The sequence below is a fragment of the Pseudanabaena sp. lw0831 genome, assembly GCF_016584665.1.
In the GTDB taxonomy this organism is placed as follows: domain Bacteria; phylum Cyanobacteriota; class Cyanobacteriia; order Pseudanabaenales; family Pseudanabaenaceae; genus Pseudanabaena.
The window spans coordinates 100,934-126,449 of sequence record NZ_BBJB01000115.1 but is presented as its reverse complement, the minus strand read 5'-3'; the positions used below and the strand labels follow the sequence as shown (position 1 = coordinate 126,449).

Here is a 25,516-nt window from a genome sequence, read left to right as displayed (position 1 = left end):
CCGCCCCACCAATTCTCTAAAATCTGGTTTTATATTTAATTTTGCTTAGCTATTCAAATTCGGAAAAATAAACCGACTAATAGCAAAATCAAGCTGTTTAGGGTTTGAAATGATGCGCCATCAGTACGACGGGGAGCCACATCTATTTCAATGTTGTTATCCGTAACAGTTCTGATGAAATTAGGGTCGTTTTGTAGCTTTACGCGAACTTTTTTCTTATCTTCGGAGCCACCAGCAATAGTTACCTCGGCAAAAGTGCGATCGGGGCTAATGCTGATTCTGGATAAACCTGCAGGGGGAGCATCTCAGTTAAGCACTGAGTATAAATGCTTATAGGTGTAGAGATGAGATAATAGAACAAAATCCCCGCGCGAAGCCAATGACACCCGAAGACCAACAAAAGTTAGAAGAATACAGCCAAGGAATTGCCGCAATACTGTATCGGAATGCAGAAGCAAAGAATGCCGAACGGTTAAAGACCTTGGAAGGGATAGAACTAGCTGTGCGAGAGCAAATGTTAGAAAATGTTAGCCCAAAAATCGGTGTTTTTTTGTCGAGACAAGTAGTGGCACAAAAGCAGGAAAAGAGAGGCATCTGAAGAGTTGTATTGGCGATCTGACCATCACCAGCAAGCAAGCAAAACAACTAAACGTAAGAGCAAGAACCCAGCTTAGTCCACACATGGAAAAATGCTGCTTGCTCACCAGTGGCAATGAGTCCTACGCACGAGCAATGAAAAACGTTAAGGCGTTGACAGGGATCGTGGTTAGCCACAGTACTCAACAGCGACTGGTACAACGATACAATTTCCCGCAAGTAGAGTTAGCGGAGACTGTAGAAGAAATGAGCTTAGACGGAGGCAAAGTAAGACTGAGAACAGCCAAAGGGAAAAAAGTGAATGGAAAGATTACAAATCTGTTACCCTGCAAGGAAAAGCAGTAATTGCATATTTTCAGGAAAATCAAGCCTTAGTTGAGAGGGTACAGCAACAGGAATTAGCAGAGATTGTCTCTTGTCTGGGGGATGGACATGACGGTATTTGGAATTTATTCTCACAAATTGCTCCCGTAGAGCAACGCTTTGAAATTCTTGATTGGTATCATCTGGTTGAGCATTTACATGGCGTTGGTGGCTCTATGCGCCGACTAGAAAATGCTGAACAATTTCTCTGGAATGGTGATGTTGAGTCTGCTATAGATTTATTTGAGGGTTGCAAATTTAAAAGAGCGATGAATTTTGTGGACTATTTACGCAAACATTATCTGCGGATTCCTGAATATAGTTACTTCCATAAGTTAGGTCTGACTATTGGCTCTGGTTCAGTCGAATCTTCGATTAAGCAAATTGGGCGGCGCATTAAGATTTCGGGTGCTCAATGGAATCGAAAAAATGTCTCTCAAGTTTTGAAGCATCGCTGTGCTTATCTCAATGATATGCTTGATTCTTGTGAGTATAATTACTCAGTGCCAAACTGAGATGCTCCCACCTGCAGGTTTCTTTCTGACTTCTTCGAGTAGCTTGCTATAGCTCCATTCGCCTTGTGCGACTGGCTGACTTTTTACAGGATTTGTGCATAAGGTAATGACGAGAAGACCTAGCAGTGCGTACAAACCAAATTTGTGCCACTTTTTATTATTGCTTTTCACTACTAAGACTCCATTATTATAGTTGTTAGGTTGTGTTAGCAAAGCGTAATGCACCATCAAAGGTTAAGGTGCTAAGGTGCGTTACGCTATCGCTAAAGCACCCTACAGTGATCTAATTTTAGAGGAGAGTTGCGGCGCAACTCTCCTCTGGGTATAAAAACAAAAATAGTTGAAAATATGCGTGTTGTCTTTTTTGGGACTCCTGATTTTGCAGTTCCTACCTTAGAAAAATTATTGTCAGAGCCAGATTTTGAAGTGGTGGGGGTGGTTTCACAACCCGATACAAGGCGTGGTCGAGGCAACCAAGTTAGTCCACCACCAGTTAAGTCTGCCGCGATCGCAAATAATCCTAATCTCAAAATTTGGCAGCCCGATCGCCTTAAAAAAGATAAAACTGTTCTTGCCGAACTTGAGGCGATTGAAGCCGATGTGTTTGTAGTTGTAGCCTATGGACAGATTCTTTCACAAAAAATCTTGAATATGCCCAAGTATGGCTGCATTAACGTGCATGGTTCGCTTTTACCAAAATATCGCGGTGCAGCTCCGATTCAATGGGCGATCGCTAATGGCGAAGAGTTTACGGGCATTACGACCATGCAAATGGATGCGGGCATTGATACAGGCGCGATGTTACTCAAAGCAGAACTAGAAATCTTGCCTGAAGACAATACAGATACTTTGAGTTTGAAATTAGCTGATTTAGGCGCAAATTTGTTAATTGATACTCTGCGACGATTAGATACTATTACGCCTGAAGCTCAAGATGATGCTTTATCTTGCTATTCGCCGATGATTGGGCGAGAAGATTGGGAACTTGACTGGAGTCTAGATGCGATCGCATTGCATAATCGCATTCGCGCTTTCTATCCCAATTGCTACACAGATTTTCGTGGACAAAGATTGAAAATCACCAAGACAGAGGTTCTTGCTGAAGGAGAGAGTCTTGATTCTGTGGGAAAAGTGATAGAGATTCGTAAAGGCAAAGGATTTGTGGTGCAGGCTGGAAAAGGTTTGCTGCTAATTAAAGAAGTGCAACCTGCGGGTAAGAAACTGCAATCAGGTTGGGATTTTGTCAATGGTGCAAGAATCGCGATCGGTGAATCTATTTCATAAAAATTCATAAAAAAGAAGCGGCGCTCTGCGCCGCTTCTTTTTTATGGTTTTTTAGTATCACTAGGTGCTTGTGCTGGATTAGTGAATGGAGCCTTTTGTGGAGAAAGAGAAGCGAGACGTTTTACTTCATCTTTAAATTCAGCGGGAGCTAACTCTAAACCTTTATCAAACAGTTTCTTTGCTTCATCTTCCTTGCCTTGGATTTGTCTCAATTGGGCTTTACCAACATAAGGACGAAAGTCTTTAGCGCTTTCTTTGATCATTTGATCGTAAGTAGCGATCGCCTCATCAATACGATCTTGTTGACGATAGACTTCACCTAAAATCCAACGAACTGAACCAGTATCCACAGCATTTGCTTGAACTTTGTTAGCTGTTTCCGCAGTCTTGAGCGTATCTTGGAGAATACCAATCGCGGCTTCAGGGCGCTTGTCGGTTAGCTCAATGCTAACGATACTTTGGATGGCAGGAATAAACCCTGGTTTGGTGGTCAAGATCTTGCGATACTCTGCTGACGCATTTTTAGGATCTTTGAGTTCGATGTAAGTACGCGCTAAAGTCATTCGATATTCGGGCTGATCAGGAAAGGTATCAGCAAGAGTTTGTAAAGGTTCGATGGTTTCTTTAGTTTTGCCAAGTTGGTTTCTGAGATTTACAAGACCAATCAGCGCCGTTTGATTTTTAGGATCGCTCTTTAGTACTGCTTCAAAACCCTCGATCTGAATCTTGATCCGATCTTGCTCTGAGGTGTTTTGGTTGGCGTTATTAGCTGCTTGTTGAGCAGGTGGGGCAAATAACCCACCGAGCAGTGGTGCGATCGATACGCCCAAAAACGAGAGCGTAACTACGATTAAGACACCATTAATAATCCATTGCCTTGCTGTACGTTGTGTCACGATATTTACCCTAAATCAAAAATACATCATAGTGTAACCCAACTATAAAACCACGGGGTAGTGCTAAATAGATAATGATGTGCGGCGCGAAGCGCCGCACATCATTACCGCATAACCAACCACGGGACAAGACAGAATTAACCTCAATAAAAATCGCTGTATAATCAAAACAACCCATAAGTTCAGGAGCCAAAGCCGATGGTTAGCCAACTGAGCAAGCCTGACATCATCTATCCCGAAAGTGACGGGAAACCTATGGCAGACAATACTAAGCAGTTTCGATGGATTTTGACTATCCAGCAAAATATTGACTGGCTATACAGTAATGATCCTCAAGTATTCGTTGCTGGCGACTTACTTTGGTATCCTGTTGAGGGACAAACCCAAACTACTGCGGCTCCTGACACGATGGTGATATTTGGTCGTCCTAAAGGCGATCGCGGATCATACAAACAATGGGAAGAGAATAATATTGCTCCTCAAGTTGTCTTTGAGATTCTCTCGCCTAGCAATAAATCTGTAGACATGGCAAGAAAGCTACTTTTTTATGATCGCTACGGCGTTGAAGAATATTACATCTACAATCCTGACAATAACGATCTAGAAGTTTTGATTAGAAACGATGGCAATTTGGATCGCATTCCCGAATCTCATGATTGGGTAAGCCCTCGATTAGGTATTCGCTTTGATATCACCGATGAGCTGCAAATTTATCGTCCAGATGGAACTAAGTTTTATTCTTATATCGAAATCAATACTATGCTGGAGCAGGAATGCTTACGAGCAAATCAAGAGAGTCTCAGGGCGGAGCAGGAGTTTTTACGGGCTGAGCAAGAACATCAACGGGCTGAGCAAGAACGCCAGCGGGCTGAGCAAGCCTCAGTACAACTGAATGAGATGGAAGCGATGCTTAAGCAATATCGCGATCGCTTTGGCGAACTGCCTGAATGAAAAGAGTAGCCAAAGTGCTCGGCTTCGCCGCTCACTTTAGCTACAAAATGGTGAGTGGATCGACATCGATCGCAACTCGCACAGCCTTAGAATTAACTAACATTCGCAACTCTTCTAGACTAGGGACGTTGGGCAAGACTTCAGGAGCAAACTTGAGTAAAATCTGCCAGCGATAACGATTAGCGACTTTAGCGATCGTGGCGGGAGTTGCTCCTAAAATATCCCAATCATTCTCTAATTGGCGCAAATATTCTGCTAATTCATTAGCTGCTTTCTCAACGGCGGTATCACTCTCACTACTGAGATGAATCAACACCATCTGTCCCATCGGTGGATAACGCAAAGCCTCACGCATTTCTAACTCAGTCTGCATAAATGCTTCTAGTTGATAGGTTTGCACCGCTTGCATGGCAGGATGTTCTGGGGTATAGGTTTGCATGATTACTTTGCCATCTTCTTCACCACGACCTGCGCGACCTGCCACCTGTAGCAAGGTTTGGGCGGCTCTCTCTCCTGCGCGATAATCCGAGAAGTTTAATAATCCATCTGCCGATACTACACCCACTAAAGTTACTTGAGGAATATCCAAACCCTTAGTTAGCATTTGAGTTCCCACTAATAAATCTGCTTCTCCAGCCCGAAACTGATCGATTAATAAACGATGCTGATCTTTATTGCGCGTTGTATCACTGTCAAAGCGAATCAAGCGAATATTTGGAAATAATTTTGCGAGTTCCTGTTCGACTTTCTGCGTACCACTGCCAAAATGCTTAAAATAGGGTGAACCGCATTCAGGACAAGCCTTGGGCTGAATTAGGGTGTAGTTACAATAATGGCAGCGTAAATGGGCAGATTTTGGTTGATGGGCAGTAGGTGAGATGGGATCGTGATAGGAGAGTGAAACATCACAGTTAGGACATTCCGCTACATAGCCACATGCTCTACAAGACACAAAAGTACTATAACCGCGCCGATGGATAAAGAGAATCCCTTGCTGTTTGGCTTCGAGCATCTCCGCGATCGCACCTTGCAACTTGCGACTTAAAATCGAGTAATTGCCAGCTTTAAATTCATCACGCATATCCACAACTTCAATCGGTGGCATGTCTTTGTTGCCAATGCGATGGGGAAGTTCTAGATAGATAGATTTACCTTCTTGATGAGCATAGATTACTTCTGCCGAAGGAGTAGCCGAACCGAGGACAAGGGGGATATTTTCTAATTGCGATCGCCATTCTGCGATCGTCCGCGCATGGTAACAAGGTTGGGGCTGATCTTGCTTAAAACTATTGTCATGTTCCTCATCCATGACGATTAAGCCCAAATTAGAAAGCGGTGCAAACACTGCCGATCGCGTACCGATGACAATTTGAGCTTCACCCGTGAGCATCAAGCGCCATGTGTCAAAGCGCTCACCCTCTGATAATTGGCTATGATAAACATTTACTTTCGCATCACCAAATCTCGCTCGAAAGCGATCGGTAAGTTGGGGAGTTAAGCCAATTTCAGGAACGAGAACTAATGCCGATTTTCCAGCTGCGAGGACTGGGGCGATCGCTTGCAGATATACTTCTGTTTTACCTGAGCCTGTGACTCCATGCAGGAGAAAATGCGGCGCGGTTTGATCTGCGATCGCCTTCAAAATTTGTTGCAATGCTGCCTCTTGATCGGGTGTGAGAGCTTTAGGGCGATCGCGTGTGACCGTATGGCTTTTACCACCTAATCGTAGCGACTCTTGTTTAGCGATCGTGACATAGCCTTTATTTGCCAGAGTTTGTATAACCGAAACTGAGGTCTTCGCGGTTTTACATAATTGTGTTTTTAAACATTCCCCACCTTGATGCTGCAAAATCGTGAGAATCTCTGCTTGTCTTGACGTAACTTCGCTATCTGGGGCTTTAAGTATGATGACTACATCTTCATATTTAGGCTGTGGTCGATTTGGCAGTTCTAAAACTGTATCAATCCATTCTAATTTTTGAAGTTCCTTTAAGCCTGAACTAGTATATCTACCAAGCTTTTGTTGAATATAACGACGACTAATCCCCTTGGGATTATGCTTATGCTCTTGCAAAAAATCCCAAACCATTTGTGCTGCTTTTGAGATTGTCCTCACCCCTAACCCCTCTCCCAGAGGGAGAGGGGAAAAAGAATCTTGCTCCCCTTCTCCCAGAGGGAGAAGGGGCTGGGGGGGGAGTGGCTGTTTTATTTTGATTCGGTAATGAGACTGATCTAGCAACTTAGGCGGAAGAGCGGTTTTTACTGTCTGCATAACAGGTGTACGATAATAATCCGCCGTGCGAATCAACATCTCCCAATAAGTCTTTGGGAAAATACCTGAGCTAACTACGGCACTAACTGATTTAATCTCTGTATCTAAATTTGCGATCGCTGAAGTGTCAGAAATTTGTAATGCGATCGCCCCTACATGACGATTACCTAAGGGAACGCTAAGAATATCCCCTATTTGAATATTAATATCTTCGGGAATACGATAAGTTAGCAAATCGTCAATACCAATACAATCAACTAGCACGCTAACAAAGCGATCGCTAGAAATGCTCATTAAATCAAATAGTTCCATATCCTACTATTTATAGACTGCAATACTTTGGGGCTATTTCTCTTTACTGCTTCTCCATTTTCTACCAAAACTTATGATGAAGAGTATAAACTTTAGAAACCATTTAAGAATTACTTTCTACGGTCAAAAGCTCTAAGAGATCCTCCTCAATCCCCCTTAAAAAGAGGGAAGAATTAAATTCTCCCCTCTTTTTAAGCTACCGTGTACACACAAGTCGGTATAAACCCGATTTAGAAAAATTTTGGTTCTTGAAACCTTTATTTTTCGTTCGATATTGTCAATAAGCTTAAATTATTGACAATATGTATCTTTTTTGGAAAGCTTGTACAGCAAGGGTTTTAGGACTTGTGTGCACAGTCTTTCGACTTGTGTGTACACGGTAGCTTTTTAAGGGGGGCTGGGGGGGATCTAGACAATTCTTAAATGTTTTCTTATATATCTAAAGAAAGATTTATATTTCTTTAACCTAATCTAAAAATAAAACGCAGTACACTCTATAAAAGCCCTTAGTAATTGAGAAAATGGACATGATTTAGTCTCTTAGCATAGCATTAACGCAGGTTTGCTTCTTCTTTCAAGGACTCCTTACTCCTTTTAATTTAGAAGTAATTTAAAACAAAAAATAAAGTCTGTTATTTTAACATTTTTCATTAGGACTGGAGTAAGAATCGTGGCTGAAGATGGTAAACCAAGAACGGTAGATACGTTGTTTGCAGGTGGCGGCGAAATGGGGGAGCTAATGCGATCGCTAGATTGGTCGCGTACCCCCTTAGGTGCAGTCGAAAGCTGGCCTTATAGCCTCCGTACCTTAGTAAGTATGATGCTAAGCAACGACTTTGGCATGTTGATTTTCTGGGGACCAGATTTGGTGCAGATGTACAACGATGGCTACCGACCTATTCTTGGTTCACTGAAGCATCCTTATGCCATGGGGCAATGCGCTCGGGACTGCTGGCGAGAGATTTGGGATGTTATAAACCCAATGTTTGAACAAGTACTCACTACTGGAATAGCGGTTAGTTCCGATGATTTTATCCTCTATATGAATCGTGAGGGATTTATAGAGGAGACACATTTTATCTACTCTTATAGCCCGTTACGTGATGATGACAGCAGCATTAATGGGATTTTAGTAACCGTAACTGAGACAACAAAGCAGGTTTTAGCGGAGCGCCGCGTCAGAGTTTTACGAAACTTAGCCGCGCAGCTTCATGAAGTTCTCTTAAGCGAACAGATTTGTCAAACTAGTACTGAAGTGCTAACCACTAATCGTGAGGACGTGCTATTTGCGCTAATTTATTTATTAGACCAAAATGGTGTTAAAGCGAACTTAGCAGGGGCTAGCGGATTATTACCTGCTACAAGTTTTACTCCTGATGTAGTGACCCTAAATGAGCAGACTGATATCTATCCGTGGTCTAAGCCTATGCAAAGTCTTACTAAGCAAGTAGTGACAGATCTCACTGCTTGGGATGGATTTGCAGAAGCAGGAGAGTGGCTTTATCCAGAACCACCGCATACAGCTCTAAGTCTGCCTCTAATTAGTAGTTCTACCCAACAAGTTATTGGTTTTCTGATCATCGGGATTAGTCCTCGCTTAGTCCTAAATGAAAAGTATCAAGAATTTTTGGAACTTGCTAATATTCAAATGGATATAGCGCTGGACAATGTAAACACCTATAAATCTGAACAAAGACGTGCTGAAGCTCTACAGGAAAGCGAAGGACGTTTCCGTAACATGGCTAATAATGCACCAGTTATGATCTGGGTTACCGATTCTACAGGCTACTGTACATTTCTTAGCCAAAGTTGGTATGACTTCACAGGACAAACTGAAGAGACAGGCTTAGGATTTGGCTGGTTAGATGCGACGCACCCAGAAGATCGTGAATATGCTGAAAACTCATTTATTACTGCTAATCAGAACCATGCAGCATTTCGTGTAGAATACCGCTTCCGACGTAAAGATGGTGAGTATCGTTGGGCAATTGATGCAGCTAGCCCTCGAATTACAGAAGAGGGACATTTTGAGGGTTACGTTGGTTCTGTGATTGATATTACTGGGCGTAAAGAAATAGAAATAGAACGCGATCGCCTTCTTCAACTAGAACAAACTGCTCGTGCAGAGGCAGAGTTTCAACGAAGTCGCCTTAACTCAATTCTGCTGCAAGCTCCCGCTTTTATTGCGATTGGTCGTGGTCGCGAGCTTAAGTTTGAGTTTGCTAATGCTCCCTATTATGAGATAACTGGCAACCGCGAACTAATCGGTCGCACTGTGCGAGAAGCCTTCCCCGAACTAGAAGGACAGGGATTTTTTGAACTGCTTGATCAGGTATTTGACACTGGAGTGACGTTCTTCGGTGAAGAAATGCCAGTTCTATTAAATCGACGTGGTGATGGCAACTTGGATAAAATATTCGTCAATTTAATCTACCAAGCTCTCTACGATAGTAATAATATTATTGAAGGAGTCTTAGTCTTTGGCTTTGACGTCACTAAACAGGTTGTAGCCAGACAGCAAGCCGAATCCTTATCAGAAGACTTAAAAGCTCAACAAATTGCCTTGCAAAAAAGTGAAGCTCATGTTAATCGGCTAATTGAAGCCAACAACCTTATGGGGGTAATTGTGGCAGCAGGTGATGGCACGATCACAGAAGCCAACGATGCTTTTTTGAAAATGGTTGGTTACACACGAGAAGAATTAGAAAATGGGGAAGTGAACTGGAAAGCAATGACACCCCCCGAGTGCATTGAACAAGATATGAAAGTTATACATGAACTAATCACCTCTGGAAGCGCTACACCACATGAGAAAGAATATATCTGCAAAGATGGTAGTCATTTACCAATTCTGATTGGAGCGACACCGATCGAAAAGGGGCAACTTGGTTGGGTGTGCTATGTTGTAGATCTAACTGAAAGTAAAAAGTCTGAGACTTTGTTACGTAAGCAAACCGAGGAGTTATCTAGAATAAATCAGGTAAAAGATGAATTTCTGGCCACGGTTTCTCATGAGTTACGGACTCCTCTCAATGCCATATTGGGCTATGCGACAATGCTGCGTACTAGAAAGCTAGATGCAGTCAAGACAGAGCAAGCGCTAGAGACAATTGAACGTAGTGCTAGGGCTCAAAATCAGTTGATTAACGATTTATTAGATGTATCTCGTATCATAACTGGAAAACTCCGCTTAGATGTCCGTCCACATACCCTTATTCCATTAATTAACTCAGCGCTCGATTCCATTCGTCCTGCTGCGGAAGCTAAAAATATTCGCATTCAAAGTATTTTAGACCCTGATGCTGGGCTTGTTTCTGGCGATTTGGATCGCCTCCAACAGGTGCTTTGGAATTTACTTACCAATGCCGTTAAGTTTACGCCCAAAAATGGTCAAGTTCAGATTCGACTGCAACGAGTTGATTCTTATGTTGAAGTTACCGTAAGTGATACTGGTCAGGGAATTAGTCCTGAATTTCTACCATATGTTTTTGATCGCTTACAACAAGCTGATAGTAAGACTACTAGAGTACATGGTGGCTTGGGATTAGGGCTAGCAATTGTCCGTCATTTAATCGAGCTACACGGCGGTAAAGTGTATGCAGACAGTGCAGGAGAAGGATTAGGAGCCACCTTCACGATCAATCTACCGATCATGATCTTTCGTCCAGACTCTGAACATCGTGAGCAAGTACATCCTACAAGTAGCGAGGCAACCTCTTTAAGCGACGCAATTAGATTGGAAAGCATGAAGGTTTTAATTGTGGATGATGAAGTAGATGCCCGCGAAATGCTAGCCTCACTACTAAATATAAATGGAGCAGAGGTACAGATAGCAACATCTGCTATGGATGCTTTAAATATAATCATGCAATGTAATGCTGAACAACTACCTGACCTATTAGTCAGTGATATCGGTATGCCAGAAGTCGATGGCTACATGTTTATTCGTCAACTTCGAAATTTAGCACCAGAACAGGGTGGCAGGATTCCCGCGATCGCGCTTACCGCCTATGCCCGAACTCAAGATCGGATCAGGGCACTAGAGGCAGGATTTCAGTCTCACGTCCCCAAACCAGTTGAACCAGAAGAATTTGTGGCGGTAGTGGAATCTTTTAAGAAGCACTTGTGAAGCTTTAATGCCTAAATCATAAAAGCATTATGGCGATCGCGGCAGTAAAAATTATGTATCTAGAAAAATCTCAACCTTGTTTGCAAACTCAGTTATTGGAGCATATCCAATTATTGCTTTATAGCTTTCATCATTGGACTGGTGATACTTTACTAACGATTCCCAATTACCAATCACCTTTAGAAATCGCAGATTCATTATTTAATGCAAATTTTGTAGTTGTTTCTCATGGCTCTCAAGCCGATCCAATTCTTAACTATGGCAATCAAAAAGCACTCGATCTATGGAAAATGGATTGGCACACTTTTATTTCAACTCCATCACGATATACTGCCGAGGTAATGGAACTTAGTGAGAGAGAACAACTTTTAGCACAGGCAAAATCGCAAGGATATATTAGTAATTATCGCGGGATCAGGATTGCGAGTACAGGCGATCGCCGCATTCTCACCCTCCAATCTCACGCGATCGTCCAAAGCCGCCAAATAAAACTGCATCTTCCCCACATATTCAGGCAAAAACTTCCCAATCTTTAACTCAACCGCCACCAAACACTTCAGCCCACGGTGATACAGCAACAAATCAATAAAATACTCCTCATCACTAATCTCTAGACGATATTGACTACCCACAAAAGTAAACATCCCACCCATCTCTTGCAAAAATGGTTCCACTCTTGTCAAAATCGCCTTCTCAAGTTCGCGTTCACTATGTTCATCCGCTAATTCCAGAAAATCAAATGTGTATGCATCCTTAACAGCAAGCTTGGCGCGATCGCGCATCTCCTCTGACAAAGTGCGATCAAAATTTGTTTGATTCAGCAAAGTCTTTTCGTAGGTTTTGTTCTCGATTTGGTGAATTAACACATTCTTTGTCCAGCCAAATTTTTGTGTCATGCGAATGTAAAACTCTCTCTGCAAGTCGTCTTTACACTTCTCCAAGATCACCAAATTATGAGTCCAGCCAATTTCTGCCACCAATGGTGTCAGTTTTTCATTGCCGTGGTAAGTAAGGTAGAAATCCCGCATTCTCCAAATATTCCGCGCCGAAAACCCAGCCATACCATGAAACTCAACCTGCAAATCCTGAGCTAATTGTTCCACCACTGACTTACCCCAACCAGCGCTCTCTTGACGAGTAACAATTAACTCACCAATATCCCAATAAAGCGCCATTAACTCTCGATTGACCGCCTTTAAAGCCTCATACTGAGCAGCACGAATCCGATGCTTCACCGCCACTAACAAACTTCGATAATCTTCTGTAACTTCAATTGTCATATCTTTAGATTGTTACAACACTAAAGGAATATCACTCAGCATCGATACTAGTAATGAGAAATAAAAACATACTGTAAGTGTAATATAGCCTACTCATTAGCTTATGCCTTGAACAGCAAGCTTAATCTTTCAACTAATTCATCCATTGTAAGCTGAAATGATTCTGCAAAGGATGACACAGGCAAGCGATCGCCTTTATTTTCAAACATAGAAATCGTGCGATCGCTAAAATCACAAGAATTTGAGTAGAAGCTGTCATATATTGGATTCAGCCCACTGAAGACAAAGTATGAATACAAATAACACTGAACCTTGGTTACAAAAAGAACTATTACAACATATCCAATTATTACTCTATAGCTTTCAGCATTGGACTGGAAATATTTTAATCCCAACTACCGATCTCAAATCACCGTTAGAAATTGCAAATTTACTATTCAATGCAAATCTCGTAGTTGTTTCTCATGGCACTCAAGCCGATCCGATTCTCAACTATGGCAATCAAAAAGCACTTGATTTATGGAAGATGGATTGGCACACTTTTATTTCAACACCATCACGATATACGGCTGAGGTAATGGAACGCGGTGAAAGAGAACAGCTTTTAGCTCAGGCAAAATCTCAAGGATATATTAGTAATTATCGCGGGATCAGGATTGCAAGTACAGGCGATCGCTTCTATATCGACCAAGCGATTATCTGGAATGTAGTAGACCAAGAGGGGGAACTTTGGGGACAAGCCGCAACTTTTCAGGACTGGGAAGCAATTTAAACCTCAAAAAGAGAGATGCACTTTGCGCCATCTCTCTTTTTGATAACTCCCGTAGTGGCAGCTTTATATTAAAATTATTTACAATTGAATAAGATTCAATACAAAATCATTACAAAGCTATTCCTACGAAATTCCTAAGAACAGAACTATGATTGTCGCAATCCCTGAACCATTTAAAACTGTGGTGACCTTTGCTCACCCACTGCTGATGCTCGCAACTTTATTTTTGGCGCTTTATGCAGGTTATATCGGCTGGCAATATCGCAAAATTCGCAGCACTGAGGGGGAAGAGAAAAAAGCCCTGATTGCCAAACGTTACAATATCCTTCATCACAAGCTTGGATCGGTCTTTTTGGTGTTGATGGTGGCGGGCGCTGTCGGCGGTATGGCTGTAACCTATAACGATAATGGCAAGTTATTTGTGAGTGCGCATTTGTTAGCTGGTCTAGGTTTAGCATTTTTGGCAGCATTGTCGGCTGCTTTTGCGCCAATATTGCAACAGGGCAAAGAATGGGCGAGGGTAACTCATATCACCGTAAATACTGCCTTGATTGGTGTTTTTGCATGGCAAACCTTCACAGGTTGGCAAATCGTACAAAGAATTTTAGAAAAAATGTTCAAAGCTGCCTAATATCGCTAACCCAAAAGAGAGTTGCGGCGCATCGCGCCGCAACTCTCTTTTAGGTAATATCGCAAAGCGCCTTTTGGTTTAACGATAGTTTGTAAATTGAAGTGCTAGTGGAAAGTCTTCTGCTTTTACGAGTTGGATGATTTCTTGGAGTTCATCTTTTGATTTGGAAGTAACCCGTAAAGCATCTCCTTGGATAGAAGCTTGAGCTTTTGGAAAAGCATCACGAATAATTTTAGAAAGTTTTTTTGCTTGATCCTGTTCAATACCTTTTTTTAGCTTAATAATTTGCACGACCCGATTACCGCTAGCAGACTCAATTTCACCGTAGTCAAAGATTTTTAGAGATAAGCCTCGTTTGATCGCTTTAGATTGCATCACATCGACCACGGCAGTGAGCGTCATTTCACTATTAGTGTTAATCGTTATCGATTCTTTTTCAAGTTCGACTTCTGTTTTGGTACTTTTTAAGTCATAGCGACTGACAATTTCACGGCGAGTTTGATCGATCGCATTTACAAGTTCTTGATGATCAAAATCGCTAACCACATCGAAAGAATAACTGGAAGCCATAGATTTATTTTAGATTTTAGATTTTATTACGTAATGTATCCCATCGTACCAAAAAACTAATAACAGAAAGTTGGTGCAAAGCGCCAACTTTTTGTTATTCCCATAGGCGCTTGCCTTCTGCACCTTGCAAGCGATCGTGGGTGTCACGCAAAAGCTTAGGGATATCTAAGTTTTCTGGGCAGCGTGGCAAACAATCGCCACAGTCAGTGCAGCGAATCGCTTTACTTCCTGGGAACCAATGCCCAGCATTTTCAAACATTTTGTAGCGATATTTGCCAAATTCCACCATATCAAAACTGACGGCTAAATTTCTTAGGCGTAACACTTCAGGAATATTGATATCTTCAGGGCAAGGCAAGCATTCGTAACACTGAGAACAGCGATCGCCTTCTAAAACTGTATAGCGGCGATTAATGCAATCAAGAACTGCTTGCTCTAACTCGGACATTGGCTCATCGTTGTCCCATGCATCTTGATGCGAGTCGATTTCGGCGGGATTAGCTGCTCCGAGGCTGAGAGTATGCACACGGGGATCGCTGAGCAGGAAGCGATCGCACATATAGAGAGCCGTAAATGGATAACTAACGCCTGCTAATTCTTCCGAAGGGTTGTACAGCATTCCGCCTTTATCCGATGGCGAGATGATAAATACACCCATGTCTTTTTCATGGGCAAGCTGCACGGCGGCGGCATTACGCTGGTTGAAGAAATAATAATGTAAGTTGATTGATTCAAACAAATCGGTGTTGATCGTGTCAAGAATTACATTAAGGGGAGCGTGGGTGGAAAATCCGACATGACCAATCATCTTTTGATCGACAGCTTCTCTGACTGCTTTCATACAGCCTTGGGGATTAGTGACTAGAGCAAGATGCTCTTGCAAATTAATTCCATGAATATCAAAGTTGTCGATATAGTCCACATTCAGCTTTTTGAGGGACTGCTCGATCTGGCGACGCATCGAGTCAGCATCTTTGGTGGGTGAAATTTTGGTAGTCAGATAAAAGCGATCGCGTTGTTTACTCAATCCATTTCGCATCGCCTTACCGATAAATTCTTCGCTCTTGCCATAGCCTTGCGCAGTTTCAATATGATTGATGCCAACTTCTAGCGCTCGTGCGATCGTTTGATGGGCATTCTCCGCAGATTCCATATAGCGCATCGCTCCTAATGAAAAGACTGATAGGAGCATCTCAGTTTTGCCAAAACGACGGTAGCGCATAGTTAATTCCTAGATGTATTGAGAACGGCGGTAATGCACCGCCGTTCTTTTTTAGAACTGACGACGACCGAAGATGAGAATAGCGATCGCCAAGGTCAACAAGGCATAACTCAATATATAAACCCCATTGTTAAACATATCTAAAAAGCTTGGCAGAATATTATAAACCGCTTCGTTTTTGAGGTTAGAACGGGATAAGTCGGGCAAAATCATATAAAAAGTTCGCGTTACTGTCTGCAAACTAGGATTTTTAGAAATCTCACCTAGTAACAACAAATCACGACTAAAATTTCCGATTAAATAGGCGGCTAGGGTCAGCAAAGAGGCAATTAGCGAACCTGAAAAGGAACCAAATAAAATTGCGATCGCCCCTAGCAACATAATTTGCCAAAAGATAAAAAAGTTAGCTGCGAGAATTGCAGGAATCGGGATCGCAATGTTTTTGATTGCCATCAGAGCAATAAAAATGACAGTCATAATCGACACCAGCGCCCCAACCACGCCAGTTAAGCCCAGATGCTTTCCTAACACAAATTCAGTGCGGTGCAATGGCTTGGCAATCAGAACAAAAATTGTGCGCTTGTCGATCTCTTTATTAATGAGATTTGTGCCAACTAACACCGCCACAATCAAACTCACCACCTCGATCGCCGCGATACCAACATCAACGATCATCTTTGCCGATGAGTCATAGGAAAACTCTGGCAGCATCAGCATCGCTGAAACCACGATCACGGTATATAGCAAAGATAAGTAAAGTACCTGTTCGCGCACGGTTTCGCGAAATACATTGGTAGCGATCGCCCAAATGCGACCTAAACTTAGACTAATATTCAGGCTAAAGTTCATAGGTCATCAAAATCCTCAATAGTCCTAACATAATTGCATTTTACCGCACAATTAGAGGAGCTATGGCTCCTCTAATTGTGCGGTATGCTAACAACCTATGAAAAACTTGCCATCAATTCTTCCCTTTATCCAAGAGTTAACCAAACAAGTGGGCGATCGCTTACTTGCAGATTTTGAACAGGCGCGAGTTGCGATCGCTAAGGGCGATGGCAGCCTTGTGACGAAAAGCGATCGCTGGGCAGATGCATATATCAAGGCAGCACTCGAACAAGAGTTTCCTGAATTTGGTGTATTAACTGAAGAATCAACCCAAATTCTGCCCGATCGCGAATGGGTTTGGGTAGTCGATCCCCTTGATGGTACTACCAATTTTGCAAGGGGAATTCCGATTTGGGGCATATCTTTGGGGCTATTGCATCACGGCACACCAGTTTTTGGTTACGTAGCAATTCCACCATTACGCCAAAATATTTACGGCTGGTCAAATGAGCATGGTTCAGCGGCATTTTTTAATGACCAGCCGATTAATTTACCTGAAGTTTCGCCCGATCCTGATGCACTTGGCAATTATTTCTTTAGCGCCTGTTCTCGCAGTCTCGAAAAAATGGGTCGCTCGAAGTTCCCTTTTAAACTGCGGATGTTGGGTGTAGCTAGCTATAACATTTTGACCGTTGCGATCGGCTCCACTATTGGCGCAGTGGAAGCTACTCCCAAGATTTGGGATATTGCTGCTGTTTGGGTAATCCTGAAAGCGATCGGTGCTATCTGGGTTCCCTTAGAAGCATCACCAGATATCTTTCCATTAGAGATGGGCAAAGATTACAGTCAGCACAATTTCCCAACTCTTGTGGTTAGTCATGCTGAGCTTTTACCAATGGCACGAGAAGTAACAAAACCATTTACCCTTTAGTCGCAATGCGATCGTCAAAGACAAAACATTCACCTTGCCAGAGACTTTCTTCGGGAGGGACTTCTGCTAGATATTTGAGAATGCCACCTTTGAGATGGTAGACCTCATCAAAACCTTGAGCTAGCATATAGGCGCTTGCCTTCTCGCAACGGATGCCACCTGTGCAGAACATGGCGATTTTTTGTTGCTTATTAGTACTAAGATTAACTTCCACATATTTAGGAAACTCGTAGAAGAAATCTAAATTAGGATTGACCGCACCTTCAAAAGTTCCAAATTCGACTTCATAAATATTGCGCGTATCAATGACTAATACATCAGGATCACTAATTAGCTGATTCCAATCTTGAGGATCTACATAGATTCCCACTTCTTTACTAGGATCAATATCGGAAATCCCAAACTTCACAAGTTCTTTTTTTAGCCTTACCCTCAGCTTGTTGTAAGGCATGACATCAGAAGTAGTTTCCTTATGTTCCAAATTTTGTAAACGGAGGTCAGATCGCAAATAACTTAAGAGAGCGTCAACACCTTCACGATGACCTGCGATCGTTGAGTTAATGCCTTCTTGTGCTAATAAAATCATCCCTTTGAGTTCATGACTATTACACAAATCAATAATTGTAGGACGCATGGATTTGTAATCAGCTAGATCAGCAAAATGATAGAATGTAGCCACAATAAAAGGCTCAGATTTCTCTAAATACTTGGCAAGAGATTTTTCCATCACAAAATTAGTGAGCTTTTCGCCACGACAAGTTACTTGTTGTGCTTTGCCTAAAGTAAACCCTCGATTTTTAAAAAAGGCTCTCGCAGTAATACTTACTTCCACAAATAAACGTTCTATTTTCAATTCTAGAGCCTTAGCCTCGATCGCACGATATAGCCTTGTGCCAACGCCGCAGCGCTGATAGTCCTTATGGCAAAAGAAACAATCAATATGACCGTTAGTTTCTAGTTGAGCAAAACCAATGATTTTGCCTTCTTCTTCAGCAATGTAAGTAAAGTTGCTAGTACAATCTTCTGTCCAGTCGGTGAAATATAAATCATCAGGGGCCCAAGCTTGAACCTGTGCAGGTGAATAGTCGCGAATATTCACTTCGCGGATCGTGTCATGGAATAACTGCGCGATCTGATCGCTGTCTTGTTTCTGGAATAGTCGAATTAGCATGATTTCAAATTGAGTTGTGCAGGATGAGCAGCGCGAAATGCTGCTCATCCTAAAAAGAATAACGCGATCGCAGGCTGTTTATTTGCCAATGCAAAATCTACTAAAAATTTGATCTAAGACTGATTCTGTAACTTCTTCACCTGTGATCTCACCGATCGCACTAATGGCATCTCGTAAATCAATTGTCCAGAAATCAAGTGGCAACTGATCAGCGATCGCAATTTGGACATTAGCTAAAGATTGAACGACACGCAATAAACAAGCTTTCTGACGCTGATTGATGGCAACTTCGAGATTAGCCGCCGCGATCGACTCTTGGTGAATACATTGCAAAATTGCTGCTTCAAGATCTTCGATTCCCTGTTGCTGAGAAGCTGCGGTTTTGACCATAGGAATGCCCTCACCCCCTAGCCCCCTCTCCCGCAGGAGAGGGGGAGTAAGAATTTGCTCTTGCTCCCCCTCTCCTGCGGGAGAGGGGCTGGAGGTGAGAGATTCTTGCTCTCCTCTCCCCATGGGAGAGGGGCTGGGGGTGAGGGCAAGATCAATCTTGTTAACCACCAAAATCACAGGGCGATCGCGTACAGTTGCATAGATTTCCGCATCCTTCTCAATCCAGCCCACACTAGCATCAATTACCATCAATACTAAATCCGCAGACTGAGCAGCTTGGCGCGATCGCTCCACCCCGATCTTCTCCACCACATCCTCAGTTTCCCTAATCCCTGCGGTATCGAGAACTTGAATAGGAATCCCGCCAACTACTAATTGTGAATCGACAACATCACGAGTTGTCCCCGGTAAATCCGTGACAATCGCCCGATCGCTACGGCTCCATGCATTCAGTAAACTGGATTTACCAACATTGGGACGACCGACAATCGCCACTTTCAGCCCCGTTCGCAATAGTTCACCGCGATCGGCAGTTGCTAATATCTGTTGTGATTCTGTAGAAACTGCCGTAACTTCTGTTTTGACCCATTCCACATCAAGGGGTGGTAAATCATCTTCAAAATCGATTCTGGCTTCGATTTCAGTTAAGACATTCAAGCATTTACCACGCAAATATTTTAAAGACTGAGCAAGTTTGCCACGAAGTGAAGCGATCGCGGCTTGAGCAGCTTGGGCAGACTTCGCACCGACCAAATCATTAATACTCTCAGCTTGGGTGAGATCGATGCGACCATTGAGAAAAGCTCTCAGACTAAACTCTCCCGCTTCCGCTAATCTTGCCCCCTGCTCTAGGCAAAGATTTAACACCTGCTGCACCGCCATAATCCCCCCATGACAATGAAATTCCACTACATCTTCGCGGGTAAAAGAACGTGGCGCTTTCATCAATAACAACAGACTTTCATCGACAATGGTTTTCGTGGATGGATGCTTCACAAAGCCATAGAGAATGCGATGACTTTCCCAAACTTGCTTGCCACCAGCATAAAAAATTTGCTGCGCGATCGCTACTGCACGATCTCCTGATAATCGCACAATACCCACACTGCCCTGTTGTGGTGAAATAGCAGTAGCAATTGCCGCTATCGTATCAGATAAACTCATTGATTACCCTCAAAAACTGATAAATGATTTATGATTACTTATGATTGATATAGAGTGAGAAAAGATATGATTGTAGATAAAATTTAAAAATCAATTTTGCGTGGTTGGGGGATATATCTGACAAGGGGGAATTTTCGAAAGTATCAAGTCCGTTTTTAATATATTAACTTTTTATCTATTTTCAGGCTGATTTTTTATCCGAGTCTTCTTAACTTATGGCTAAAGCTACTAAAGGTGATTTATCAACTTACCAAAAAAAGCGTACCAATTCTTCAAATAGGGCGGCAGCAAAAGCTGGAAACAAGTTGCAAGAGACATTGCACGAGCTAGCATTTCAAAAATTTGCCCTTGATCAAGCTGCGATCGTTGCCGTTACTGATTTGGATGGGAAGATCACTTACGCAAATAGTAAATTTTGCGAAATCTCTGGATATAGTCAAGACGAACTATCAGGCAACAATCATCGAATTATCAACTCAGCGTATCATCCACCTAATTTTTTTGCCGAGCTATGGGATACCATCTCCAGTGGAAAAGTATGGCGTGGTGAAATCCGTAATAAGACTAAAGATGGAGTATTTTACTGGACTGATAGCACGATCGTGCCCTTATTAGATGATCATGGTAAGCCCATAAAATATCTATCAATTCGCTTTGATATTAGCGATCGCAAAAAATTTGAAGAAACTTTACGACTACAAGAACGGGCGATCGCTTCTAGCCAAAATGGCATCGTGATCACAGACTGCCTGCTCCCTAACAATGCAATTGTTTATGTAAATCCTGCTTTTGAACAAATCACGGGCTATGAAGCTAGTGAAGTAATCGGCAAAAATTGTCGCTTCGTGCAAGGAACCGATGTATTCCAACCTGAGAAAGATATTCTTAGAAATGCAATTAATAAAGGAGAAGCGTGCAGTGTTGTGATCAGGAACTATCGCAAAGATGGCTCTTTGTTTTGGAATGAGTTAAATATTTCACCAATCTTTGATGACAATGGTAAGCCGACTCACTTTATCGGTATCCAAACTGATATCACGGCTCGTAAAGAAGCAGAAAAAGATTTAAAACGACAAATGCGCCTCACAGTATTACTTAATCGAATTACTGATGAAATTCGTCAAAGCCTTGATGTAAACAGCATTTTTCAAACGGCTGCTCATCAAATCCAGCTAGCTTTTCGGGCAAGCCGATGCCTCATTTACAAACTAGACTATGAAGGTCAAAGCTCAGTTTTACAACCTCATATTTCTCTCATGTCAGAGCAATTAGCTGACAAAATTTTTTCTGTAAAAGACATTGAATTACCTTTATTAAATGGTGCTTTTGGGCAAAGAGTTTCTAATCAAGATCGGGCGATCGCGATTACAAATGTTTATACAGAGCAGGCTTTAGATGAATTTGGGGAATTATTCTATCGAATGCAACTACGATCGCTATTAGCCATCCGCACTTCATCCCATGGATTGACCAATGGCATTATTTTATTGCACCATTGCAATAGCTTTCACGAATGGACAATTGAAGAAAAAGAGTTGCTTGAATCCGTGGCAAATCAAGTCAGTATAGCTCTATCACAGGCAAATTTACTCATTCAAGAAACCCGTCAACGCGAACAACTACTCAAACAAAATGCAGAATTAGAAGAAGCCCGAATTATTGCAGAAGCTGCCAATCGCTCAAAAAGTGATTTTTTGGCAACAATGAGCCATGAGATCCGTACGCCCATGAATGCGGTAATTGGGATGACGGGAGTCCTACTCGACACAAATTTAACTAAAGAACAACGGGAATTTGTGGAGATTGCTCGCAATGCGGGTAGTACATTACTGACGATCATCAATGATATTTTAGACTTTTCTAAAATTGAATCAGGACATCTAGAATTAGAAGAACAAACCTTTGATTTGCGAACTTGCTTGGAAGATACAATCGAATTGCTATCAGCTAAGGCCTTTGAGAAAGATATTGAACTCGGTTATTTGATTCATCCCGATGTGGATTTGATTGTAATTGGTGATATGAGTCGTTTAAGACAGATTTTGACAAATCTGATTGGCAATGCAATCAAATTTACTAGTCGCGGTTCTGTGAATATTTCGATCACGCAAATACTCATTTCACATTATTTACGCTGTGAACTCAGCGATCATCATGAAGAAACTCAGTTATTAAGAACCTTACAATTTGCAGTTAAGGATACGGGAATTGGTATTCCTAGCGATCGCTTACATCGATTGTTTCAACCCTTTAGCCAAGTTGATGCCTCCACCACAAGGCAATATGGTGGTACTGGGCTAGGACTTGCGATCAGTAAGCGTTTATGTGAAATCATGGGCGGCACAATGTGGGTGGAGAGCAGTGTTCAGGAAGGTTCTACCTTTTACTTTACAATTACGGCTCCAGTATACGTTTGGGGACAGCCTGCGACAATCAGTACTTCACCGACCTCGCCGCGATCGCCACAATCAATTAGCCAAACAATCAGTCAAAGTATTGCTCAGGGCTTAGCAAATCAGACAAATACGGCGCGAATTTCTCTAGGCTCACTCAAGAAAGGTTTTGCCTTTGATTCACAAATGGCTAAGAATCATCCATTGCGGATTTTGCTAGCTGAGGACAATGTTGTTAATCAAAAAGTTGCCATACATATTTTGCAACGTATGGGCTATCAGGCGGATGTGGCGGCTAATGGGTTAGAGGTAATATCTGCACTTTCACAGCAACCCTATGACTTGGTGTTTATGGATATGCAAATGCCACAGATGGATGGGCTTGAAACTACTCGAGCGATCGAACAAAATTGTCAAAATGGTAAAATCATATCTAAGCCGAGGATTGTGGCGATGACCGCCAATGCTATGCAAGGAGATCGGGAGATTTGTCTAGCAGCTGGCATGGATGACTATCTCAGCAAACCAATCCATAACTCGGAACTCGTGCGGGTGTTAGAAGAATGTCCTTCAGTTAAACCAATTAGCCCTATGACCATAGCTTCAATCAACATGTCTACGCTTCTTGAAGCCGTCAATGACATCGGCGGCGAAGATCCAAATTTTTTGATGGAACTAATCGATAGTTATCTAGATAATTCACAATCACTCCTCCAAGAGTTATATACTAGTTTTGCACAGAAAAATTTTGAGGTGATGTTGCTGACTGTACACACCTTAAAATCTTGCAGTAGTGTAATTGGCGCTGAAAATCTAGCAACTCTATGCCGTGGATTAGAAACAAATCTGCGCAATCAAAAATATGAGGACTTAGATATCAAAATCAATAAAATTACTGATGAATATGCAAATGTTAAATCTGAATTAGAACATGAAAAATATCACTAAGAGCTTCAGGTAGACGCATATCTGTTAATATCAATTTCACCGTCTAACCATGTAATGACAATCGATGATAGTAGCGATCGCAATAAGCATCCAATCATAACAACAAGCCAAAAAACGAATATTTTTGAGACATCATCATCTAAGACTCCTTTAATTTTAATTGTAGATGATGACTCTTTTATGCGAAAAATTTTGGTACGTTATTTGGAACGCGAAAATTATCGTGTGGTTGAGGCGACTGACGGCATGGAGGCTTTAAAAATTTATCAAGAATGTCACCCAGATATAATTTTACTGGATGCAATGATGCCTGTTTTAGATGGATTTGAATGTTGCTCACGTCTACAAAAACTTCCCCACGGCGATCACACACCCGTATTAATTATTACTGCCCTTGAAGATCGAGAGTCGGTAGATCGCGCCTATGCAGTGGGAGCTTCGGACTATGTAACAAAGCCAATTCACTGGGCTGTCTTGCGTCAAAGGGTACGCCGTTTGCTCGATCAAGCTAATCTTCGCCAACAGCTTGAATCAGCCAATCAACAATTAGCAATCGTTGTCCAAGAATTAAGAAGATTGGTCTCTATTGATGGCTTGACCCAAGTCGCTAATCGTCGCTGTCTAGATGAATATCTGGAACAAGAATGTAAGCGATCGCAAAGAGAACAAATTCCGCTTTCATTGGTGTTATGCGACATCGATTTTTTTAAAAACTACAACGATAATTACGGACATCAAGAGGGCGATCGCTGTTTACAGGAAATCGCTCAAGCAATTAGTAGATCCACCAATCGTCCTGCGGATTTGGTTGCTCGGTATGGGGGAGAAGAATTTGCAATTATTTTGCCGAATACCGATGCCGAAGGAGCGCTGAATGTAGCGATTAGGGCTACAGAAATTGTGCGATCGCTACAATTGCCACATGCTTACTCTAAAGCAGCCAATCATGTGACGATAAGCTGTGGGGTTGCGACACTTTTGCCATCTCATGGGTTTGAAGCGATCCATTTAATCAAATCAGCTGATCGCGCTCTATATCTCGCCAAAGCCGAAGGTCGAAATTGCGTTAGGCAAAATGCATACGTCCCAGAGTAATAGTGTGAGGCGGCGCTTCGCGCCGCCTCACACTATTGGGGGCAAAAATCGCGGCGTTCTCGAAAATATGGTACGGTCATACCTGAATGCTATATGACTAAACTACGGTAATCGCATAATTTTATGGAATGGCATATTACGGACGCACAAAGCTTAGCAATAATCGACAACGAGATCGGTGAACACTCACTTTCACCAGCCGAATATGAAATTGTGCGCCAAGTAATTTATGCCACCGCAGATTTTGAGTATAAAAATCTTGTCAGGTTCTCTGAGCAAGCTTTACAGGCTGGAGCCGCAGCCCTTGCCACCCGCACCACCATTATCGTTGATGTGCCAACCGTACAAGCAGCAATCTTTCCGAAAATCTGCGACACTTTTGCGAATCCCATTTATTGCGGTGTAGAAGCAATCACTCGTCCCCAGAAAGGCAAAACGCAAGCGGCTTGGGGGATTGAGACCTTGGCAAAACGCTATCCTGAAGCCATATTTGTGATCGGCGAGTCTCAAACAGCATTAGCAACTCTTGTGGATTTGATCGAAATGGAGGATGTCAAGCCTGCATTGGTGATTGGTACTCCTGCTGGTTTTATTGATACTGATGTCATCAAGTCTCGCTTAAATGATTCGCTAATTCCCCATATTCGCGTCGATGGACGTAAAGGCAATGCGATCGCGGCGGCGGCTATATTTAATTCTCTAGTCAGCTTGGCATGGCAAGCCTACGGCAATAAATAATGCTAGAGTCGGCGCTTTGCTCCAACCCTGCTAACGAACCCCAAGAAATTTTTTAAAAGTGTTG

The 25,516-nt window shown here is 42.4% G+C and carries 18 protein-coding genes and 2 pseudogenes; 12 read left to right on the top strand and 8 right to left on the bottom strand.

Translation table 11 applies throughout. The features are described 5' to 3' along the window. Nucleotides 1–150: 150 nt before the first annotated feature. The 3 genes and pseudogenes from APA_RS25365 to fmt all read left to right on the top strand — a co-directional run bounded on the left by APA_RS25365 (nucleotide 151) and on the right by fmt (nucleotide 2,759). Nucleotides 151–336, top strand: a complete 186-nt coding sequence (locus APA_RS25365) for a hypothetical protein (protein ID WP_236580032.1) — start codon at nucleotides 151–153, stop codon at nucleotides 334–336. A 43-nt stretch (nucleotides 337–379) separates the two neighbouring features. After that, nucleotides 380–1,475: pseudogene (locus tag APA_RS24145) on the top strand (ISKra4 family transposase). A gap of 348 nt (nucleotides 1,476–1,823) precedes the next feature. After that, on the top strand, nucleotides 1,824–2,759 hold the full coding sequence (gene fmt / locus APA_RS24140) for a methionyl-tRNA formyltransferase (protein ID WP_201324759.1): 936 nt from the start codon (nucleotides 1,824–1,826) through the stop codon (nucleotides 2,757–2,759). Between the two features lie 41 nt (nucleotides 2,760–2,800). Here fmt and APA_RS24135 read toward each other — a convergent pair whose 3' ends face one another. Beyond that, nucleotides 2,801–3,655: a lipopolysaccharide assembly protein LapB gene (locus APA_RS24135; RefSeq protein WP_201324758.1), complete on the bottom strand. Its 855-nt coding sequence runs from the start codon at nucleotides 3,653–3,655 to the stop codon at nucleotides 2,801–2,803. A gap of 198 nt (nucleotides 3,656–3,853) precedes the next feature. Between APA_RS24135 and APA_RS24130 the strand changes: the two genes are divergently transcribed. After that, nucleotides 3,854–4,606 carry a Uma2 family endonuclease gene (locus APA_RS24130; RefSeq protein WP_201324757.1) on the top strand — a complete coding sequence of 251 codons (753 nt, stop codon included), beginning with the start codon at nucleotides 3,854–3,856 and terminating at the stop codon, nucleotides 4,604–4,606. 40 nt (nucleotides 4,607–4,646) lie between these two features. Here the strand turns inward: APA_RS24130 and priA are convergent, their stop codons facing one another. Continuing rightward, on the bottom strand, nucleotides 4,647–7,190 hold the full coding sequence (gene priA / locus APA_RS24125; RefSeq protein ID WP_201324756.1) for a primosomal protein N': 2,544 nt from the start codon (nucleotides 7,188–7,190) through the stop codon (nucleotides 4,647–4,649). A gap of 670 nt (nucleotides 7,191–7,860) precedes the next feature. Between priA and APA_RS24120 the strand changes: the two genes are divergently transcribed. Together APA_RS24120 and APA_RS25360 are read left to right on the top strand one after the other, a co-directional pair. Next, on the top strand, nucleotides 7,861–11,319 hold the full coding sequence (locus tag APA_RS24120; protein ID WP_201324755.1) for a PAS domain S-box protein: 3,459 nt from the start codon (nucleotides 7,861–7,863) through the stop codon (nucleotides 11,317–11,319). A gap of 29 nt (nucleotides 11,320–11,348) precedes the next feature. Continuing rightward, nucleotides 11,349–11,699: pseudogene (locus APA_RS25360) on the top strand (MEKHLA domain-containing protein); the annotation flags it as partial. On the opposite strand, the gene APA_RS24115 reads toward APA_RS25360, so the two are convergent. After that, complete coding sequence (locus APA_RS24115) at nucleotides 11,688–12,599, bottom strand: YhcG family protein (RefSeq protein ID WP_201324754.1); 912 nt, start codon at nucleotides 12,597–12,599, stop codon at nucleotides 11,688–11,690. The pseudogene APA_RS25360 and the gene APA_RS24115 overlap by 12 nt on opposite strands. A gap of 289 nt (nucleotides 12,600–12,888) precedes the next feature. Between APA_RS24115 and APA_RS24110 the strand changes: the two genes are divergently transcribed. Next, complete coding sequence (locus APA_RS24110) at nucleotides 12,889–13,371, top strand: MEKHLA domain-containing protein (RefSeq protein ID WP_201324753.1); 483 nt, start codon at nucleotides 12,889–12,891, stop codon at nucleotides 13,369–13,371. Nucleotides 13,372–13,519: 148 nt separating this feature from the next. Further along, nucleotides 13,520–14,002, top strand: a complete 483-nt coding sequence (locus APA_RS24105; protein WP_201324752.1) for a DUF4079 domain-containing protein — start codon at nucleotides 13,520–13,522, stop codon at nucleotides 14,000–14,002. A gap of 78 nt (nucleotides 14,003–14,080) precedes the next feature. On the opposite strand, the gene APA_RS24100 is transcribed toward APA_RS24105, so the two are convergent. The 3 genes from APA_RS24100 to APA_RS24090 form a co-directional block, all read right to left on the bottom strand. Continuing rightward, a complete protein-coding gene (locus tag APA_RS24100; protein WP_201324751.1) occupies nucleotides 14,081–14,572 on the bottom strand; it encodes a YajQ family cyclic di-GMP-binding protein in 492 nt (163 codons plus the stop codon). Between the two features lie 94 nt (nucleotides 14,573–14,666). Continuing rightward, a complete protein-coding gene (locus tag APA_RS24095) occupies nucleotides 14,667–15,794 on the bottom strand; it encodes an aldo/keto reductase (RefSeq protein ID WP_201324750.1) in 1,128 nt (375 codons plus the stop codon). 51 nt (nucleotides 15,795–15,845) lie between these two features. Further along, the gene (locus APA_RS24090) at nucleotides 15,846–16,643 is read right to left on the bottom strand and encodes an ABC transporter permease (protein ID WP_201324749.1); all 798 of its coding nucleotides are present in this window, start codon (nucleotides 16,641–16,643) and stop codon (nucleotides 15,846–15,848) included. A 97-nt stretch (nucleotides 16,644–16,740) separates the two neighbouring features. Between APA_RS24090 and APA_RS24085 the strand changes: the two genes are divergently transcribed. Next, nucleotides 16,741–17,553 carry an inositol monophosphatase family protein gene (locus APA_RS24085; RefSeq protein WP_201324748.1) on the top strand — a complete coding sequence of 271 codons (813 nt, stop codon included), beginning with the start codon at nucleotides 16,741–16,743 and terminating at the stop codon, nucleotides 17,551–17,553. On the opposite strand, the gene APA_RS25355 is transcribed toward APA_RS24085, so the two are convergent. Both APA_RS25355 and mnmE read right to left on the bottom strand, forming a co-directional pair. Then, nucleotides 17,543–18,724 carry a rhodanese-related sulfurtransferase gene (locus APA_RS25355; RefSeq protein WP_236580030.1) on the bottom strand — a complete coding sequence of 394 codons (1,182 nt, stop codon included), beginning with the start codon at nucleotides 18,722–18,724 and terminating at the stop codon, nucleotides 17,543–17,545. The two genes, APA_RS24085 and APA_RS25355, sit on opposite strands and share 11 nt — an antisense overlap. 78 nt (nucleotides 18,725–18,802) lie before the next feature. Then, nucleotides 18,803–20,278 carry a tRNA uridine-5-carboxymethylaminomethyl(34) synthesis GTPase MnmE gene (gene mnmE, locus APA_RS24070; protein ID WP_201324747.1) on the bottom strand — a complete coding sequence of 492 codons (1,476 nt, stop codon included), beginning with the start codon at nucleotides 20,276–20,278 and terminating at the stop codon, nucleotides 18,803–18,805. Nucleotides 20,279–20,493: 215 nt separating this feature from the next. Between mnmE and APA_RS24065 the strand changes: the two genes are divergently transcribed. From APA_RS24065 to APA_RS24055, 3 genes are all read left to right on the top strand, one after another. Then, nucleotides 20,494–23,619, top strand: coding sequence for a PAS domain S-box protein (locus APA_RS24065; protein WP_201324746.1), 3,126 nt, complete (start codon nucleotides 20,494–20,496; stop codon nucleotides 23,617–23,619). Between the two features lie 54 nt (nucleotides 23,620–23,673). After that, nucleotides 23,674–24,714 (top strand): PleD family two-component system response regulator, encoded by a 1,041-nt coding sequence (locus APA_RS24060; protein ID WP_201324745.1) that lies wholly within the window; start codon nucleotides 23,674–23,676, stop codon nucleotides 24,712–24,714. Nucleotides 24,715–24,837: 123 nt separating this feature from the next. Next, entirely contained in the window at nucleotides 24,838–25,452 is a 615-nt protein-coding gene (locus tag APA_RS24055; protein ID WP_201324744.1) for a precorrin-8X methylmutase, read from the top strand. Nucleotides 25,453–25,516 lie beyond the last annotated feature (64 nt).

What these genes read in the sequence shown, in the direction of transcription:
- APA_RS25365 (WP_236580032.1), top strand. Translation starts at nt 151, where the DNA reads ATGTTGTTATCCGTAACAGTTCTGATGAAATTAGGGTCGTTTTGTAGC.
- fmt (WP_201324759.1), top strand. Translation starts at nt 1,824, where the DNA reads ATGCGTGTTGTCTTTTTTGGGACTCCTGATTTTGCAGTTCCTACCTTA.
- APA_RS24130 (WP_201324757.1), top strand. Translation starts at nt 3,854, where the DNA reads ATGGTTAGCCAACTGAGCAAGCCTGACATCATCTATCCCGAAAGTGAC.
- priA (WP_201324756.1), bottom strand. Translation starts at nt 7,190, where the DNA reads ATGGAACTATTTGATTTAATGAGCATTTCTAGCGATCGCTTTGTTAGC.
- APA_RS24115 (WP_201324754.1), bottom strand. Translation starts at nt 12,599, where the DNA reads ATGACAATTGAAGTTACAGAAGATTATCGAAGTTTGTTAGTGGCGGTG.
- APA_RS24110 (WP_201324753.1), top strand. Translation starts at nt 12,889, where the DNA reads ATGAATACAAATAACACTGAACCTTGGTTACAAAAAGAACTATTACAA.
- APA_RS24105 (WP_201324752.1), top strand. Translation starts at nt 13,520, where the DNA reads ATGATTGTCGCAATCCCTGAACCATTTAAAACTGTGGTGACCTTTGCT.
- APA_RS24100 (WP_201324751.1), bottom strand. Translation starts at nt 14,572, where the DNA reads ATGGCTTCCAGTTATTCTTTCGATGTGGTTAGCGATTTTGATCATCAA.
- APA_RS24095 (WP_201324750.1), bottom strand. Translation starts at nt 15,794, where the DNA reads ATGCGCTACCGTCGTTTTGGCAAAACTGAGATGCTCCTATCAGTCTTT.
- APA_RS24090 (WP_201324749.1), bottom strand. Translation starts at nt 16,643, where the DNA reads ATGAACTTTAGCCTGAATATTAGTCTAAGTTTAGGTCGCATTTGGGCG.
- APA_RS24085 (WP_201324748.1), top strand. Translation starts at nt 16,741, where the DNA reads ATGAAAAACTTGCCATCAATTCTTCCCTTTATCCAAGAGTTAACCAAA.
- APA_RS25355 (WP_236580030.1), bottom strand. Translation starts at nt 18,724, where the DNA reads ATGCTAATTCGACTATTCCAGAAACAAGACAGCGATCAGATCGCGCAG.
- mnmE (WP_201324747.1), bottom strand. Translation starts at nt 20,278, where the DNA reads ATGAGTTTATCTGATACGATAGCGGCAATTGCTACTGCTATTTCACCA.
- APA_RS24065 (WP_201324746.1), top strand. Translation starts at nt 20,494, where the DNA reads ATGGCTAAAGCTACTAAAGGTGATTTATCAACTTACCAAAAAAAGCGT.
- APA_RS24060 (WP_201324745.1), top strand. Translation starts at nt 23,674, where the DNA reads ATGACAATCGATGATAGTAGCGATCGCAATAAGCATCCAATCATAACA.
- APA_RS24055 (WP_201324744.1), top strand. Translation starts at nt 24,838, where the DNA reads ATGGAATGGCATATTACGGACGCACAAAGCTTAGCAATAATCGACAAC.